This is a genomic window from Xenophilus arseniciresistens (assembly GCF_028023875.1).
Lineage (GTDB): Bacteria > Pseudomonadota > Gammaproteobacteria > Burkholderiales > Burkholderiaceae_C > Xenophilus > Xenophilus arseniciresistens.
This window is the reverse complement of the sequence record NZ_JAQIPB010000009.1, coordinates 200,330-214,000: the sequence shown is the minus strand read 5'-3', so window position 1 is coordinate 214,000 and position 13,671 is coordinate 200,330. Positions and strand designations below refer to the sequence as shown.

Genomic DNA, 13,671 nt, shown 5'->3' with positions numbered 1-13,671 from the left:
GGAGGTTCTCGCGGTTCAGCGCAAGTGTGCGCATCGCCGGGCGGAACCCGGTGGCGAACCGGCAGTCATAATTTCCGACACCGCGCGCTCCCTCATGAATGTCTCGACGCCCATCCCTTCACGACTGCTCAGATCGACGGCTGTGATGGCACGCTGGCTGCTCGGGCTGCTGGGTGCGGCCTGGCTGCTGTTCGGCATCCTGCTGCTGGTCCTGCACGCGTGGATTGTGCCGCGAATCGGCGAGTGGCGCGGCTTGCTGGAAACCCAGGCCAGCCGGGCCGTAGGGGCTCCCGTTCGCATCGGGGCGATCCAGGCCGAATCCAACAGCCTGTTCCCCACCATCGAGCTGCACGACGTGGCGCTGCAGGACAGCGCCGGCCGCGACGCCCTGCGCCTGGCGCGCGTGGTGGTGAGCGTGTCGCCGCGCTCGGTGTGGCGCCTGGGCTTCGAGCAGCTCTACATCGAGCAGGTCGAGGTGGACATGCGGCTGTCGCGCGAAGGGCGCCTGCACGTGGCCGGGCTGGACCTGTCCAGCGACAGCGCCCGCATCGACGGCGACACGGCCATCGCCGACTGGTTCTTCGCGCAGCGCGAGTTCGTGGTGGCCCGCGGCACCGTGCGCTGGACCGACGAGGCCCGCGGTGCGGCGCCGCTGCTGCTGTCGGACGTGCGCTTCGTCGCGCGCAACGGCGGCCGGCGCCACCAGATGCGGCTGGACGCCACGCCGCCCGAGGGCTGGGGCCAGCGCTTCACGCTCAGCGCCCAGTTCCGCCAGCCGCTGCTGAGCACGCGCCCCGGCGACTGGAAGCGCTGGCAGGGGCAGATCCATGCCCAGCTGCCGCACATCGACGTCTCGCGCCTGGGCCAGTACGTGACGCTGGACGCGCGCATCCGCGAGGGCAGCGGCGCGCTGCGCGCCTGGATCGACGTGGCGCAGGGCCAGCCGGTGGGCGGCGTGGCCGACCTGGCACTCTCGCGCGTGAACACCGTGCTGGGCGCCCAGCTGCAGCCGCTGGTGCTGCGCGACCTCACCGGCCGCGTGTCGGTGCAGCAGTCGCCGGCCTTCTTCGAGTTTTCGACCCAGGCGCTGCAGTTCACCACCGGCCAGGGCGAGCGCTGGTCCGGCGGCAACCTGTGGTTCCGGCGCGAGGCCGAGCAGGCGAAGCTGCCCGAGACCGGCGTGCTGCGCGCGGACCGGCTGGACCTGGGTGCGCTGGCGCTGATCGCCGACCGCCTGCCGCTGGGCGATGCCGTGCGCAAGCTGCTGGCCAGCCGCGCGCCGCAGGGCCTGGTCGAGCAGATCGAGCTGAGCTGGCAGGGCCCGGCCGATGCCCCCAGCCGCTACCACGCCAAGGGCCAGGTGGCCGGGCTGGCCGTGGCCGGCGATGTGCCGCTGCCGGCCCCCGGCCCCACCGCGCACCCGCCCGTGGGCACGCCGGGCATCCGCGGCCTGAGCGGCAGCTTCGAGCTGAACCAGGACGGCGGCCACGCGCAACTGAGCATCGACCAGGGTGCGCTGGAATTCCCGGGCGTGTTCGAGCAGCCCGTGCTGCCGCTGGACAGCGCCACGGCGCGCGCGCAATGGAAGATCCAGGGCGAGCGCATCGAGCTGAGCGTGCCCGAGCTGCGCTTTGCCAACGCCGACGCCGCGGGCACGGCGCGCGCCAGCTGGCACACGGCCGATGCGGCCACCTCGGGCAGCCGCTCGCGCTTTCCGGGCGTGCTGGACCTGCAGGGCACGCTCACGCGCGCCAACGGCACCCGCGTGTGGCGCTACCTGCCACTGAGCATTCCGCAGGACACGCGCGACTACGTGCAGCAGGCCGTGCGCCAGGGCACGGCCAGTTCGGTGGACTTCCGCGTGCGCGGCGACCTCTGGGACGTGCCTTTCAACGACCCGCGCCAGGGCGAATTCCGCATCGCGGCCAAGGTGCGCGACGTGCAGTTCGCCTATGTGCCGCCGCCCCCGCCCGCGCAGGCCGCGAAGGTGCCGGCCGACGACGTGCGCACCCTGCCCTGGCCGGCGCTGGCCGGCGTGTCGGGCGAGCTGATCTTCGAGCGCTCGGGCATGCAGGTGCGCAACGCGCGCGGCCACCTGGCCGGCGCGACGCAGATGGAGGTGTTCCAGGGCGAGGCCCGCATCGCCAACATGGCCGTGCACGACGCCCTGCTGACGGTGGATGCGCGCATGCGCGGCCCGCTGGGCGAGCTCACGCGCCTGGGCGTGCCGTTGCTGCGCACCCTGCCCGAGGCCCATGCCTTCGCCAGCGGCGTGCGCGGCGAGGGCCAGGCCGACTACCGGCTGCAGATGCAGATGCCGCTGGCCCATTCGGCCAACGTGAAGGTGCAGGCCCAGATCGGCCTGGCCGGCAACACCCTGCAACTGGCGCCGGGCACGCCGCAGTTCTCGCAAGTGCAGGGCCCGCTGCGCTTCACCGAAAGCGGCTTCTCGCTCGACGGCCTGCAGGCCCAGTGGGCCGGTGGTCCCTTCCAGGTGCAGGGCCAGGGCCGCTGGGACCGCGCGCAGACCGAGCTGGACCTGCGCGCGCAGGGCCGCTTCACGGCCGAGGGCCTGCGCGGCCTGCACGAATGGCCCTGGCTCACCGGCCTGGCCCGCGGTGCCGAAGGCGGCGCCGCCTACAGCGCCCAGGTGGCGCTGCGCCAGGGCCGGCCCAGCTTCGAGCTGCGCAGCGACCTGCAGGGCCTGGGCCTGCCCTGGCCTGCGCCGCTGAACAAGGCCGCGGCCGACGCGCTGCCGCTGCTGGTGCGCCAGCAGATCAGCGAGCGCCGCCCCGACGGCCATCCGCTGCGCGAGCACTTCGAGGCGCGGCTGGGTGATGTGGCCTCGGCCGACTACGTCAGCGACGTGAGCGAAGAGACGCCAAAGCTGCTGCAGGGCGCCGTGCGGCTGGGCAAGGAGGCCGTGACGGCCGCCCGGCTGCCGGCCAGCGGCGCCATGGCCGAGGTCGCGCTGCCGCGGGTGGACGTGGATGCCTGGCGCCAGCTCATGAACCCGGGCACTGCGGCGGCCGGCACGCCGCCGGGCGCCGCCGCGGCCGCGCCCGCGGACCACCCCTGGGCGCCCTCGCGCGTGCAGCTGCACACCGACGAGCTGGTGGTGGCCGGGCGCACGCTGCGCCAGGTGGCGCTGGCAGGCACACGCGAAGGCCAGCTCTGGCATGCCCGCATCGACGCGCGCGAACTCAGCGGCGACGTGGCCTACAACCTGCGCCAGGCCGGCCGGCTGCACGCGCGGCTGGCGCGCCTGAAGATCGAGGCCGGCGCGGCCGACCAGGTGGAGTCGCTGCTCGACGAACAGCCCCACACCCTGCCCGCACTCGACGTGGTGGTGGACGAGCTCGAACTCTTCGGCCGCCAGCTGGGCCGGCTGGAGATCGAGGCCGTCAACCAGGGCGGCTCGCTCAACGAATGGCGGCTCAACCGGCTGAACCTCAAGACGCCCGAGGCCGAATTCCGCGCCCAGGGCAAGTGGTCGGCCGTGCCGGGCGCCGCCAGCGGGCCGCGCCAGACCGCGCTGGACTTCCACCTGGCCATTCAGGATGCGGGCGCGCTGCTCAGGCGCTTCGGCATGGCCGACGTGCTGGCGCGCGGCCAGGGCGCGCTGGCCGGCCAGGTGCAGTGGCGCGGCTCGCCCTTTGCCATCGACCATCCCAGCCTGGCGGGCCAGCTGCACCTGGACGTGAACTCGGGCCAGTTCCTCAAGGCCGAGCCCGGCATCGCCAAGCTGCTGGGCGTGCTGAGCCTGCAGGCGCTGCCGCGCCGCTTCACGCTGGACTTCCGCGACATCTTCAGCGCCGGCTTCGCCTTCGATTTCATCCGCGGCGACGCGCGCATCAGCAACGGCGTGGCCCAGACCAACAACCTGCAGATGAAGGGCGTGAATGCCGCGGTGCTGATGGAAGGCTCGGCCGACATCGCGCACGAGACGCAGAACCTGCGGGTGGTGGTGGTGCCCGAGATCAACGCCGGCACCGCGGCGCTGGTGGCCACGGCCATCAACCCGGCCATCGGCATCGGCGCCTTCCTGGCGCAGGCCGTGCTCAGCCGCCCGCTGGTGGCCGCCACCACGCGCGAGTTCGAGATCGCCGGCACCTGGGCCGACCCGCGCGTCACGCAGGTGCCGCGGCGCACCACCGGCGCGAGTGCGGGCGGCGCACCGCCCGCGCCGGTCACGCCGCTGCCCCGGCTGCTGCCCGACCTGCCGGCCCTGCCTTCGCTGCCCGTTCCCTCGCTGCCCGGCCTGCCCGACTGGATGCTCGGCGGCGCGCGCAGCACCCCACCGACGGAGAACCACACGCCATGAAAGTCGCTGCGCTTCAGATGGTGTCCGGCGTCTCGCGCGAGGCCAACCTGGCCCGCGCCCAGGCGCTCTTGCAGGAGGCAGCCGATGCCGGCGCCGAGCTGGCCGTGCTGCCCGAGTACTTCTGCCTCATGGGCCGCCAGGAAGGCGACAAGCTGGCGCTGCGCGAACAGTCTGGCGCCGGCCCGGTGCAGGACTTTCTGGCCGCGCAGGCACGCGCGCTGGGCCTGTGGATCGTGGGCGGCACGCTGCCGCTGCAGGCCCATGACGACGCGCATGTGTTCAACAGCACGCTGGTCTACGGCCCCACGGGCGCATGCGTGGCGCGCTACGACAAGATCCACCTGTTCCGCTTCGACAGCGGCCTGGGCGAAAGCTATGACGAAGCCCGCGTGATCGCGCCCGGCCGCGAGCCCGTGTGCTTCGAGCTGCAGGCGCGCGACGGCCAGCGCTGGCGCGTGGGCCTGTCGGTGTGCTACGACCTGCGCTTCCCGGAGCTGTACCGCGCGCTGGCGCGCCAGGGTGCCGACCTGCTGCTGGTGCCCGCCGCCTTCACCCACACCACGGGCCAGGCGCACTGGGAGGTGTTGCTGCGCGCGCGTGCCATCGAGAACCTGGCCTGGGTCTGCGCCGCCGCGCAGGGCGGCACGCACGAGAACGGCCGGCGCACCTGGGGCCAGAGCCTGATCGCCGACCCCTGGGGCCAGGTGCTGGCCCAGCGCGCCACCGGAGAAGGCGTGGTGCTGGCCGAGCTGGACCCCGCGCGCCTCCAGCAGTGCCGCCACCAGCTGCCCGCACTCACGCACTGCGTGCTCTGAGAGACTGAGCCCACCGCCTTGTCGATGAGCGCCACCCTGCCCTCGGACACCTCGATGCCCGAACCCGAACCCGCGCCGCCGGCCCCGCAGGCGGCGCAGGAGACGGCGGCGCCCTGGCTTTCGCTGTGGCGCACCGTGCGCTCGCTGTGGCGGCGCTGGTTCCTGTGGCTGCTGCTGGCGGTGCTGGTGCTGGGCCTGCTGGTCACCGTGGTCTGGCTCGCGGGCCGGCACGAGGTCGAGCAGGTGCAAAGCCGGCTCGAGCGCGACACCGACCTGGCCGTGCTCGACATGCGCGCCGACCTGACGCGCAACCAGCAGAGCCTGCTGGCGCTGCAGGCCAGCCGCGAAAGCACCGAGCGCTGGCAGCAGGACGCCCAGGCCCTGCTGCACGAACAACGCGAATGGCTGCGCGTGGAGTGGCGCGATGCCGCACTGCGCACGCGCGCGGCCGCCGACACGCCTTATCGCCCCTCGCCCTTCAGCCCCGCGCGGCGCGAAGGGCTGCCGGTCGAAGTGGAACAGGCCTGCCTGCAGGCGCGCGCGCAGCGCAGCGGCGCCTACTCCGCCAGCCACTACCTGCCGGTGGCCGATGCCTCGGGCGGGCTGGAAGTGATGGAAGCCTGCGTGCCCACGCCCGACGGCGAATTCATGGTCGCCACCTACGGCCTGCGCGCGCTGCTGACCGAAAGCATCCCGGCCGACATGACGCGCGGGCAGGAGGTGTCGCTCAACGAACTCGACGGCACACGGCTGGTCAGCATCGGCGCGGCGCGGCGTGCGGGCAACCGCGTCTTCAGCGCCCAGCAGCCGCTGGAGCTGCCGGGCGTGAGCTACATGTTCCGCGTCAATGGCTGGCGCCAGGCGCCCGACCTCTTCCCCAACGTGCTCACGGCGCTGGTGACGGGCATGTCGATCGCGCTGGTCTCGGTGCTGGTGCTGCTGGCGCGCGACACGCGCCGGCGCCTGCGCGCCGAGCATGAGCTGTCGGACGCGCTGGCCTTTCGCAAGGCCATGGAGAACTCGCTGATCACGGGCCTGCGCGCGCGCGACCTCATGGGCCGCATCACCTACGTCAACCCGGCCTTCTGTGCCATGGTGGGCTTTTCGGCCGAAGAGCTGGTGGGCACCAGCGATGTGGACGTGCCCTACTGGCCCTCCGAACTCAAGACCGAATACCGCGCCCGCCAGTGGCAGCGCCAGGCCAGCGGCGTGACGGCGCAGGAAGGCTTTGAATCGATCTTCCAGCGCAAGGACGGCAGCCGCTTTCCGGTACAGATCTTCGAAGCCCCGCTGGTCAATGCCCAGCGCGTGCAGACCGGCTGGATGAGCGCCTTCATCGACCTGAGCGAGCAGCGGCGCATCGAGGAAATCTCGCGCGCCAGCCTGGAACGGCTGCAGGCCAGCGCCCGCCTGGCCACCGTGGGCGAAATGGCCTCGCTGATGAGCCACGAGCTCACCCAGCCGCTGGCGGCCATCGCCAGCTATGCCAATGGCTCGCTGAACCTGCTGGGCACCAGCGCGCCGGCCGATGCGCCTGCGCAGCAGGACCTGCGCCTGGCCGTGCGCCGCATCGCCGAACAGGCCGAGCGCGCAGGGCAGGTGATCCGCAGCGTGCATGACTTCGTGCGGCGGCGCGACCGCACGCGCGAAGCCGTGGTGCCGCTGGCCCTGTTCGAGGCCGTGATGCCGCTGGCCCGGCTGCAGGCGCGAAAGATCGGCGCGCAGATCGTGGTGCAGGCCGCCACCGACCTGCCGCCCGTGCATTGCGACCGCACCCTGGTCGAACAGGTCTTGCTGAACCTGGTGCGCAACGGCATGCAGGCCATGGACCGGCGCGAGCTGCGCGAACGGGTGCTGACCCTGCGCGCCGAGCGCGTGCCGCACCCCGGCCAGGAAGAGGGCACGACGCCCTCGCGGCAGTGGGTGGAATTCAGCGTCAGCGACCTGGGCGTGGGCATCCAGCCCGACGTGCAGGAGCGCCTGTTCACGCCCTTCTTCACCACCCGCGCCGAAGGCATGGGCCTGGGCCTGAGCCTGTGCCGCACCGTGGTCGAGCAGCACGGCGGCGCACTGATCCACATGCCGAATGAACCGCGCGGCACGGTGTTCCGTTTCACACTCCCTGTCGCCTGAACGCCATGCAGCCTTCCATCGATGCCCTGATCTTCCTCGTGGACGACGACGCCAGCGTGCGCGAAGCCATGGCCTGGCTGCTACGCTCACGCCGCCTGCCCAGCGAACACTATGAAAGCGCCGACGCCTTCTGGCCCCGCCTGAGCACCTTGACCCCGGCCGAGCGCGACCTGCCGCGCTGCCTGCTGCTGGACGTGCGCATGCCCGGCACCAGCGGGCTGGAGCTGTTCGACCGGCTCAGCGCGCAGGCCTGGCTGGTGGAAATGCCCGTGATCTTCCTGACCGGCCATGCGGACGTCTCCACGGCCGTGGATCTGGTCAAGCGCGGGGCCTTCGACTTTTGCGAAAAGCCTTCTTCGGACAACGCCCTGGTGGACCGCGTCGAGCGCGCGCTCGCGCAGTCCCGGGCCGCCATCGCCGCGCGCCAGGCGCGCGCCCATGTCACCGACCTCGTGGCCGAACTGAGCGAGCGCGAGCGCGATGTGATGCGCTGCGTGGTCGAGGGCCTGCCCAACAAGCTGATCGCCGAGCAGCTCAACATCAGCGTGCGCACCGTCGAAGTCCACCGCGCCAAGGTCTTCGACAAGATGTCGGTCAAGTCCGCGGTGGAGCTGGCGAATTTGCTGCGCGGGGTGTGAGGCCTGACCGCACCGCCTTTGCAGCAACAAGAAAGCCGGCTGAGCACCCCGCAATTGCGGGGCATGCAGCCGGCTTGCGCCGGGGGCTTTTTTTCGAATCAGCCCTGCGCCGGACGCTCACCCACGTAGACCTCCACGCGGCGGTTCTGTGCGCGGCCGCTGTCGGTGTTGTTGTTGGCCACGGGTTCGCGCGAGCCGCGGCCGTCGATCTGGATGGCCTGCGCGCGCACGCCGCGCGAGACCAGGTAGTCGCGCGTGGAAGCGGCCCGCTCCACCGACAGCGGGTTGTTGACCGCGTCGCTGCCGGTGCTGTCGGTGTGGCCGATGATGCGCACTTCGGCGTTCGGGTTGTTGCGCAGGCCGCCCGAGAACTGGTCCAGCACGCCGGCCAGCTGGGGCTTGATGTTGGCGCGGCCGGTGTCGAAGCCCGCGTCGCTGGGGATGGCCAGCTTCAGCTCGTTGTTGGCCGTCTGGGAGACCTGGATGCCCGTGCCCTGCGTGGCCTGTTCCATCTGGCGCTTTTGCGCTTCCATGCGCTGCGACCACAGATAGCCGCCCAGCGCACCCACGCCGGCGCCGATGGCTGCGCCCGTGGCGGCCGAGCGGCTGTTGCCCGTGGCAGCGCCGATGGCCGCGCCGCCCAGTGCGCCCACGCCGGCGCCGATGCCGGTGTTGCGCTGGGTGTCGCTCATGCCGGCGCAGCCGGTGAGGGCCACGGCGATGGCGACGGTGCTCAGAACGAGTTTGCTTTGCATCTTTTTTCTCCTGAAGGTGAGGCCCGCAAACCGGGGCCGTTGCAAACGCAGTGGCTGCGATCCTTTGAATGAAGACCACGACCGCGCTGCGGCGCTGCGTATGAGAACCGAAGAACCGGGCCCATTCGTGTCTGCTGCTTGTTGCCGGCGTATCCGAGTGTGAGCACTGCGCAAAAGTCATCGACTTGTGTGACACCGTTCACTCAGGGATGCGGCCGCACAGGCAACGGGCCTCACCTTAACGCAGCGCCATGGCCTGGGCACTGCGTCGGCGCAGCTCGCGCCGGGCGCGCACGCGGTCATGGCGCAGCGTCCGACAGGGGCTCGGTGCACCGCGGCAGGGTGGCCTGGCCGGGGCGGGGATTCAGTGCGCCGGTGGCTCGTGCGGTGCCCGTGCGGCGGCCGCGGGCGGGCGCTGTTCGGCAGGCGGGGCCGCGGCTTCGTCCTGGCCCTCTTCGCCCAGTTCGCCGCGGCGGCGGCCGTGGAACATGGTCCACCAAACGATCAGGGCAAGCAGGGCCAGCGCGGCAAGGGCTTCAAGCAAAATCACGAGCATGAGAAAAGCCAAGTGGGGGCCCGCAGTCTGGGCCTCCGTCATGATCGCAGCATTGCTGGCCGGTTGCGCCAGCGGCCCCCAGACCGCAGGGCCCGATGCCTCTTCCGCCACCCCTTCCGCGCCCCCGTCCGCCGCGCCGCCCACGGGCGTGCTGCCGGGGCCGCTGACCCATCCCAAGACCCGCTGGGTGCCCGTGGACTGGGCCGAGCTGCCGGGCTTTTCGGACGACGCGGTGCACGAGGCCTGGGGCGCGCTGATGGCCAATTGCCAGCGGCCCAACGCGGCCATCGCACCGCTGTGTGCGCCCTTGCGGCGCCTGGCCATCGCCACCGATGCCGAGCAGCGCGTCTTTTTGATGGAGCACCTGCAGCCCTACCGCGTGGAGTCGCCCGCGGGCCAGGCCGAGGGCCTGCTGACCAGCTACTACGAGCCGGTCTTCGACGCCGCGCGCCAGCCCAGCGCCACGCACCGCGTGCCGCTGTACGGCCTGCCCGCGGGCTGGGTGCGCGGCCGCCAGGGCTTCACGCGCCAGCAGCTCGAAACGCTGCCCGAAGCGCAGGCCACGCTGCGCGGCCGCGAGATCGCATGGATGGCGGACCCCGTGGACGCGCTGATGCTGCACATCCAGGGCTCCGGGCGCCTGCGCATCACCGAAGCCGACGGGCGCCAGCAGACGGTGCGCCTGGCCTTTGCCGGCACCAACGAGCAGCCCTATCGCAGCGTGCAGGCCTGGCTGTCCAGCCAGGGCGTTTCGCCCATCAGCCGCTGGCCCGAGGACGTCAAGGCCTGGGCGCAGAACAACCCCCATCGCGTGCAGCAGATGCTGTGGGCCAATCCGCGCTATGTGTTCTTCCGTGAAGAGTCGCTGGCCGACGTGGACATGGCCTTCGGCCCGCGCGGCGCACAGGGCGTGCCGCTCACGGCCGGCCGCTCCATCGCGGTGGACCGCGAGGCCATCCCCTACGGCACGCCGGTGTGGCTGCAGTCCATCGGCCCGACGGCGCAGCTGCAGCGCCTGGTGGTGGCACAGGACACGGGCAGCGCCATCGTCGGTGCCGTGCGCGCCGACTACTTCGCCGGCACCGGCGAAGAGGCCGGCCGCTTTGCCGCGCGCATGAAGCAGCCGCTGCGCCTGTGGGCGCTGTGGCCGCGCGGCATGGACCCGACGGGCGCCAGCGTGCGGCGCTGAGGCGCGGGCGCACGCATGGCATCGAAAGCCCCCTCCCCCGTGGCCACCCCAAAGCCTGCGGCTGCCGCCGTCCGCAAGAAGGCCGTCGTCGACCTGGAGCACTACGCCCCCGCCTACCTGACCTGGATCGCCAACAAGCTGTCGGGTGGTGCCTCGAGCGCCTACCTGCGCGCCTTCGACGTGGGCATTGAGACCTGGCGCATCCTGGTGCTGCTGGCCATCGAGGACCGGCTGACCGCGCAGTCCATCTCCAGAACCATCGGCATGGACAAGGCCTCGGTCAGTCGCGTGTTCAAGAGCATGCAGGCCGACGGCCTGGTGAGCTTCGACCTGGACGACAAGGATGGCCGGCTGCGTCTGGCCACTATCACCGACAAGGGCCGCGCGCTGCACGACCGCATCCTGGAGCTGGCCCAGGAACGCGAGCGTGTGCTGCTTTCGGTGCTGTCAGCCGAAGAGCGACGCACGCTGCTGAACCTGCTGCGCCGCCTGCACGACAACCTGCCGAACGTCGAGCAGGCGACGGCGGCCTTCCTGGCCCAGCACTATCCGGACGCACGCGCGCGCCGCTCGCGCGGATGAGTGCTGCCCTGCGTGCGCCCGGCGCGGGCGCGCTCAGGCTGTTTCTGCCATCAGCCGCTGCACCACGCGCCGCGCCCGGTTGCCCCCGGCGTCCACATGGATGTCGATCCATTCGGGCTTGCCGCCGAAGGCCTTCATGTTGCGGTACTGCTCTTCGATGACCACGCGGTCCTCATCGAAGGTGAAGGCGGTCTGCTGGATGACGGCTGCGCTGTTGTCGGGCTTGTCGGGATGCCGCGTGCTGGACATGCTCCAGAAGTAGTGACACGTTTCCTCGGTCTCCGGCGTGATGCCGTGCAGGCCGCGCATGTGGAAGCCGCCGCGCTGCGGGTCGTCGATCGAATCCGTGCCGGGCTCGATCGCGCCGGTCCAGATCCTCAGGTGCGAGAGGTCGAATTCGATCTCCTGCCAGCGGTCGCAGGTCTCGCCGAAAGGCCAGGCGGCCTTGTAGGTCGGCGGCGGGCGCGAGCCGGGCATCTGCCGCACCACCTTGACCGTGTCCCCTTCCTGCGTGACCTTCATTCCGGCGTTCATGTGCAGGCGCGCGTCGCCGCCGATGGTCTGCAGGTGCACGTAGCCCAGGTGGCTCAGGTCCAGCAGGTTGTCGTGAATGAGCTGCCACGGCGCCTTGTAGTGATAGGCCCCGGTGCCGAAGGTGTAGCGCGGGTCGTCGTGCCAGGGGTAGGCCGGCGCCTCGCGGCTCGGGGCGCCGCCGGCCTCCCGGGGCATCCAGATCCACAGGATGTGGTTCTTCTCGGCCATGTGATAGGCCCGCACCCTGGCCTTGGCGGGAATGCGTTCCTGGCCCGGGATCTCCAGACACTGGCCGGTGGGCGCGTAGAGCATGCCGTGGTAGCCGCAGCGCACGCCTTGCGCCTCCACCGTGCCGCAGGACAGCGGCAGCGACCGATGGCAGCAGCGGTCCTCCAGCGCCGCCACCTGGCCGTCGGCGGTGCGGAACATCACCACGCGCTGGTTCAGGAAGGTGCGGCCCACGGGCTTGTCCGTGAGGTCTGTGGAGAAGCCGGCCATGTACCACTGGTCCAGCGGGAAGCTCGCCTTGCGGGCTTCACTGGCCACGGGCTGGATCGGAATGCATTCGGCAGTCATGTGGGTCTCCTTGGAAGGCAGGGTTGATTGCTCACAGGTCCAGCACCAGGGCCGGCGTCTTCGCGCGCGAGCAACACGGGGTGAAAAGCTTGTTCTCGGCGTGTTCGGCGTCCATCAGGCAGCTGTCCCGGTGCTCCGGCACGCCGTCGAGCACCGGCGTGATGCAGCTGCCGCAGACACCCGATTCGCAGGAGAAGTTGACGTCGATGCCATGGTCCAGCAGGACCTGCAGGGCCGTCGTGCCGGCGGGCACCTGCAGCTGGGCGCCCGAGCGCGCCAGGCGGATCACGAAGGGCTGCTCGCCCGCGCCGTCCGGCGCAGCAGCCGCGGCGAAGTGCTCGCGGTGCAGCCTGGACTCTGTCCAGCCCGCCGAGCGAGCCGCGCCGAGCACATGGTCCATGAAGCCCGCCGGCCCGCAGACGTAGAGGTGGGCGCCGGCGGGCGCGTTCGCGGCCACGGCAGCGGCATCGAAGGCTGGCGCATCGCCGCTGCCTTCGCTGAAGTAGAAGCGGGCCTGCTGCGCGAAACCGGCCCCGGCGATCTCGTCGCGAAAAGCCATGCGCTCGGGGCAGCGGGCGCAGTAGTGCAGCTCGAAGCTGGCGCCCTGACGATGCAGCGCACGCGCCATCGCGAGGATCGGCGTGACGCCGATGCCGCCGGCCACCAGCACGCTGTGCGGCGCCTCGGCCAGGCCGAACAGGTTGCGCGGCCGGCTCACCTGAAGCACCGAGCCCACCTGCACGCCTTCGTGCATGCCCGCCGAGCCCCCGCGCGAGGTCGCATCACGCAGCACACCGATGCGCCAATGGCTGGCGTCCTGCGGATCGCCGCACAGCGAGTACTGCCGCACCAGCCCGGCGGGCACATGCACGTCGATGTGCGCGCCCGCGCTGAAGGCCGGAAGGGCCTGACCGTCGAGGGCCTCCAGCTCGAAGCTGCAGATGCCCACGGCCTCGTCGCGCCGTGCGCGCACTCTCACATCCATCACCATCGTTTGTTCGGTCATTTCTTCACCCTTGCGGCAGCCTTCGACAAGGTCTGTCCGGCTTCGCGCGCCGCCAGGAACTGCGCGGTGGCCGCTTCCACGTTCGGCAGGTTTTCATGCACGCGCTGCAGCAGCGCGAGCAGCGCCTGCGCCTCCTGGGGCGAGAGCACGGCCAGCAGTGCCCTCTCGCGCGCCAGCGCCACCTCGCGGATCTGGTCGTGCAGCACGCGACCGCGCGGCGTGAGCACCGCGATGCGGGAGCGGCCGTCGCGCGGCGCCAGCTCGATGCGGATCAGCCCGTCTTCCTGCATGCGCTTGAAGCAGCGGCTGACCGAGGCCTTGTCCAGGCCGATGACGCGCGAGACTTGCTGCGCCGAACATGCCCCGTCCACGGCCAGAAGCACCAGGCAGCGCCACACCTCGATGCCCACGCCGAAGTGTGTGAGGTAGAAGCCCGAGGCCCCGCGCGAGAGCTTGTTGGCCGTCCAGGTCAGGTAGGCCGGCACGTAGCGCTGCAGATCGACATAAGCGGTGGGTCCATCCTCGTGCGGCTGCCCGGCGAGCGGGGCGCGTAGGCCTTCCAT

Annotated in this window: 11 protein-coding genes; 6 read left to right on the top strand and 5 right to left on the bottom strand. The window is 71.5% G+C overall.

Going from position 1 to position 13,671, the window contains the following annotated elements; translation table 11 throughout:
• The first annotated feature begins 145 nt into the window (after positions 1–145).
• Genes PGB34_RS18730 through PGB34_RS18715 form a run of 4 tightly spaced genes read left to right on the top strand, consistent with a single transcriptional unit; the run spans position 146 to position 7,910 of the window.
• A complete protein-coding gene (locus tag PGB34_RS18730) occupies positions 146–4,324 on the top strand; it encodes a YhdP family protein (RefSeq protein WP_271429625.1) in 4,179 nt (1,392 codons plus the stop codon).
• Positions 4,321–5,139: a carbon-nitrogen hydrolase family protein gene (locus PGB34_RS18725; RefSeq protein WP_271429624.1), complete on the top strand. Its 819-nt coding sequence runs from the start codon at positions 4,321–4,323 to the stop codon at positions 5,137–5,139. The genes PGB34_RS18730 and PGB34_RS18725 overlap by 4 nt, the downstream gene beginning before the upstream one ends.
• A 54-nt stretch (positions 5,140–5,193) precedes the next feature.
• Positions 5,194–7,272 (top strand): two-component system sensor histidine kinase NtrB, encoded by a 2,079-nt coding sequence (locus PGB34_RS18720; RefSeq protein ID WP_408647921.1) that lies wholly within the window; start codon positions 5,194–5,196, stop codon positions 7,270–7,272.
• A 5-nt stretch (positions 7,273–7,277) separates the two neighbouring features.
• Positions 7,278–7,910 carry a response regulator transcription factor gene (locus tag PGB34_RS18715; protein ID WP_271429622.1) on the top strand — a complete coding sequence of 211 codons (633 nt, stop codon included), beginning with the start codon at positions 7,278–7,280 and terminating at the stop codon, positions 7,908–7,910.
• 98 nt (positions 7,911–8,008) lie between these two features.
• Here the strand turns inward: PGB34_RS18715 and PGB34_RS18710 are convergent, their stop codons facing one another.
• Together PGB34_RS18710 and PGB34_RS18705 are read right to left on the bottom strand one after the other, a co-directional pair.
• Positions 8,009–8,665, bottom strand: coding sequence for an OmpA family protein (locus PGB34_RS18710; RefSeq protein WP_271429621.1), 657 nt, complete (start codon positions 8,663–8,665; stop codon positions 8,009–8,011).
• A 364-nt stretch (positions 8,666–9,029) separates the two neighbouring features.
• Positions 9,030–9,263 carry a hypothetical protein gene (locus PGB34_RS18705; protein WP_333909037.1) on the bottom strand — a complete coding sequence of 78 codons (234 nt, stop codon included), beginning with the start codon at positions 9,261–9,263 and terminating at the stop codon, positions 9,030–9,032.
• Here PGB34_RS18705 and mltA point away from each other — a divergent pair.
• Together mltA and PGB34_RS18695 are read left to right on the top strand one after the other, a co-directional pair.
• Complete coding sequence (gene mltA / locus PGB34_RS18700) at positions 9,262–10,410, top strand: murein transglycosylase A (RefSeq protein ID WP_271429620.1); 1,149 nt, start codon at positions 9,262–9,264, stop codon at positions 10,408–10,410. The genes PGB34_RS18705 and mltA overlap by 2 nt on opposite strands.
• Before the next feature lie 39 nt (positions 10,411–10,449).
• Positions 10,450–10,992: a MarR family transcriptional regulator gene (locus PGB34_RS18695; RefSeq protein ID WP_271429619.1), complete on the top strand. Its 543-nt coding sequence runs from the start codon at positions 10,450–10,452 to the stop codon at positions 10,990–10,992.
• 33 nt (positions 10,993–11,025) lie between these two features.
• On the opposite strand, the gene PGB34_RS18690 is transcribed toward PGB34_RS18695, so the two are convergent.
• From PGB34_RS18690 to PGB34_RS18680, 3 genes are read right to left on the bottom strand one after another with little or no spacing between them, the layout of a single operon-like run.
• A complete protein-coding gene (locus PGB34_RS18690) occupies positions 11,026–12,102 on the bottom strand; it encodes an aromatic ring-hydroxylating dioxygenase subunit alpha (protein WP_271429618.1) in 1,077 nt (358 codons plus the stop codon).
• Between the two features lie 31 nt (positions 12,103–12,133).
• A complete protein-coding gene (locus PGB34_RS18685) occupies positions 12,134–13,108 on the bottom strand; it encodes a PDR/VanB family oxidoreductase (RefSeq protein ID WP_271429617.1) in 975 nt (324 codons plus the stop codon).
• Positions 13,105–13,671, bottom strand: a complete 567-nt coding sequence (locus PGB34_RS18680; RefSeq protein WP_271429616.1) for a MarR family winged helix-turn-helix transcriptional regulator — start codon at positions 13,669–13,671, stop codon at positions 13,105–13,107. The genes PGB34_RS18685 and PGB34_RS18680 overlap by 4 nt, the downstream gene beginning before the upstream one ends.

What these genes read in the sequence shown, in the direction of transcription:
- PGB34_RS18690 (WP_271429618.1), bottom strand. Translation starts at nt 12,102, where the DNA reads ATGACTGCCGAATGCATTCCGATCCAGCCCGTGGCCAGTGAAGCCCGC.
- PGB34_RS18725 (WP_271429624.1), top strand. Translation starts at nt 4,321, where the DNA reads ATGAAAGTCGCTGCGCTTCAGATGGTGTCCGGCGTCTCGCGCGAGGCC.
- PGB34_RS18705 (WP_333909037.1), bottom strand. Translation starts at nt 9,263, where the DNA reads ATGACGGAGGCCCAGACTGCGGGCCCCCACTTGGCTTTTCTCATGCTC.
- PGB34_RS18720 (WP_408647921.1), top strand. Translation starts at nt 5,194, where the DNA reads ATGCCCGAACCCGAACCCGCGCCGCCGGCCCCGCAGGCGGCGCAGGAG.
- PGB34_RS18715 (WP_271429622.1), top strand. Translation starts at nt 7,278, where the DNA reads ATGCAGCCTTCCATCGATGCCCTGATCTTCCTCGTGGACGACGACGCC.
- PGB34_RS18680 (WP_271429616.1), bottom strand. Translation starts at nt 13,671, where the DNA reads ATGGAAGGCCTACGCGCCCCGCTCGCCGGGCAGCCGCACGAGGATGGA.
- PGB34_RS18730 (WP_271429625.1), top strand. Translation starts at nt 146, where the DNA reads ATGGCACGCTGGCTGCTCGGGCTGCTGGGTGCGGCCTGGCTGCTGTTC.
- mltA (WP_271429620.1), top strand. Translation starts at nt 9,262, where the DNA reads ATGATCGCAGCATTGCTGGCCGGTTGCGCCAGCGGCCCCCAGACCGCA.
- PGB34_RS18685 (WP_271429617.1), bottom strand. Translation starts at nt 13,108, where the DNA reads ATGACCGAACAAACGATGGTGATGGATGTGAGAGTGCGCGCACGGCGC.
- PGB34_RS18710 (WP_271429621.1), bottom strand. Translation starts at nt 8,665, where the DNA reads ATGCAAAGCAAACTCGTTCTGAGCACCGTCGCCATCGCCGTGGCCCTC.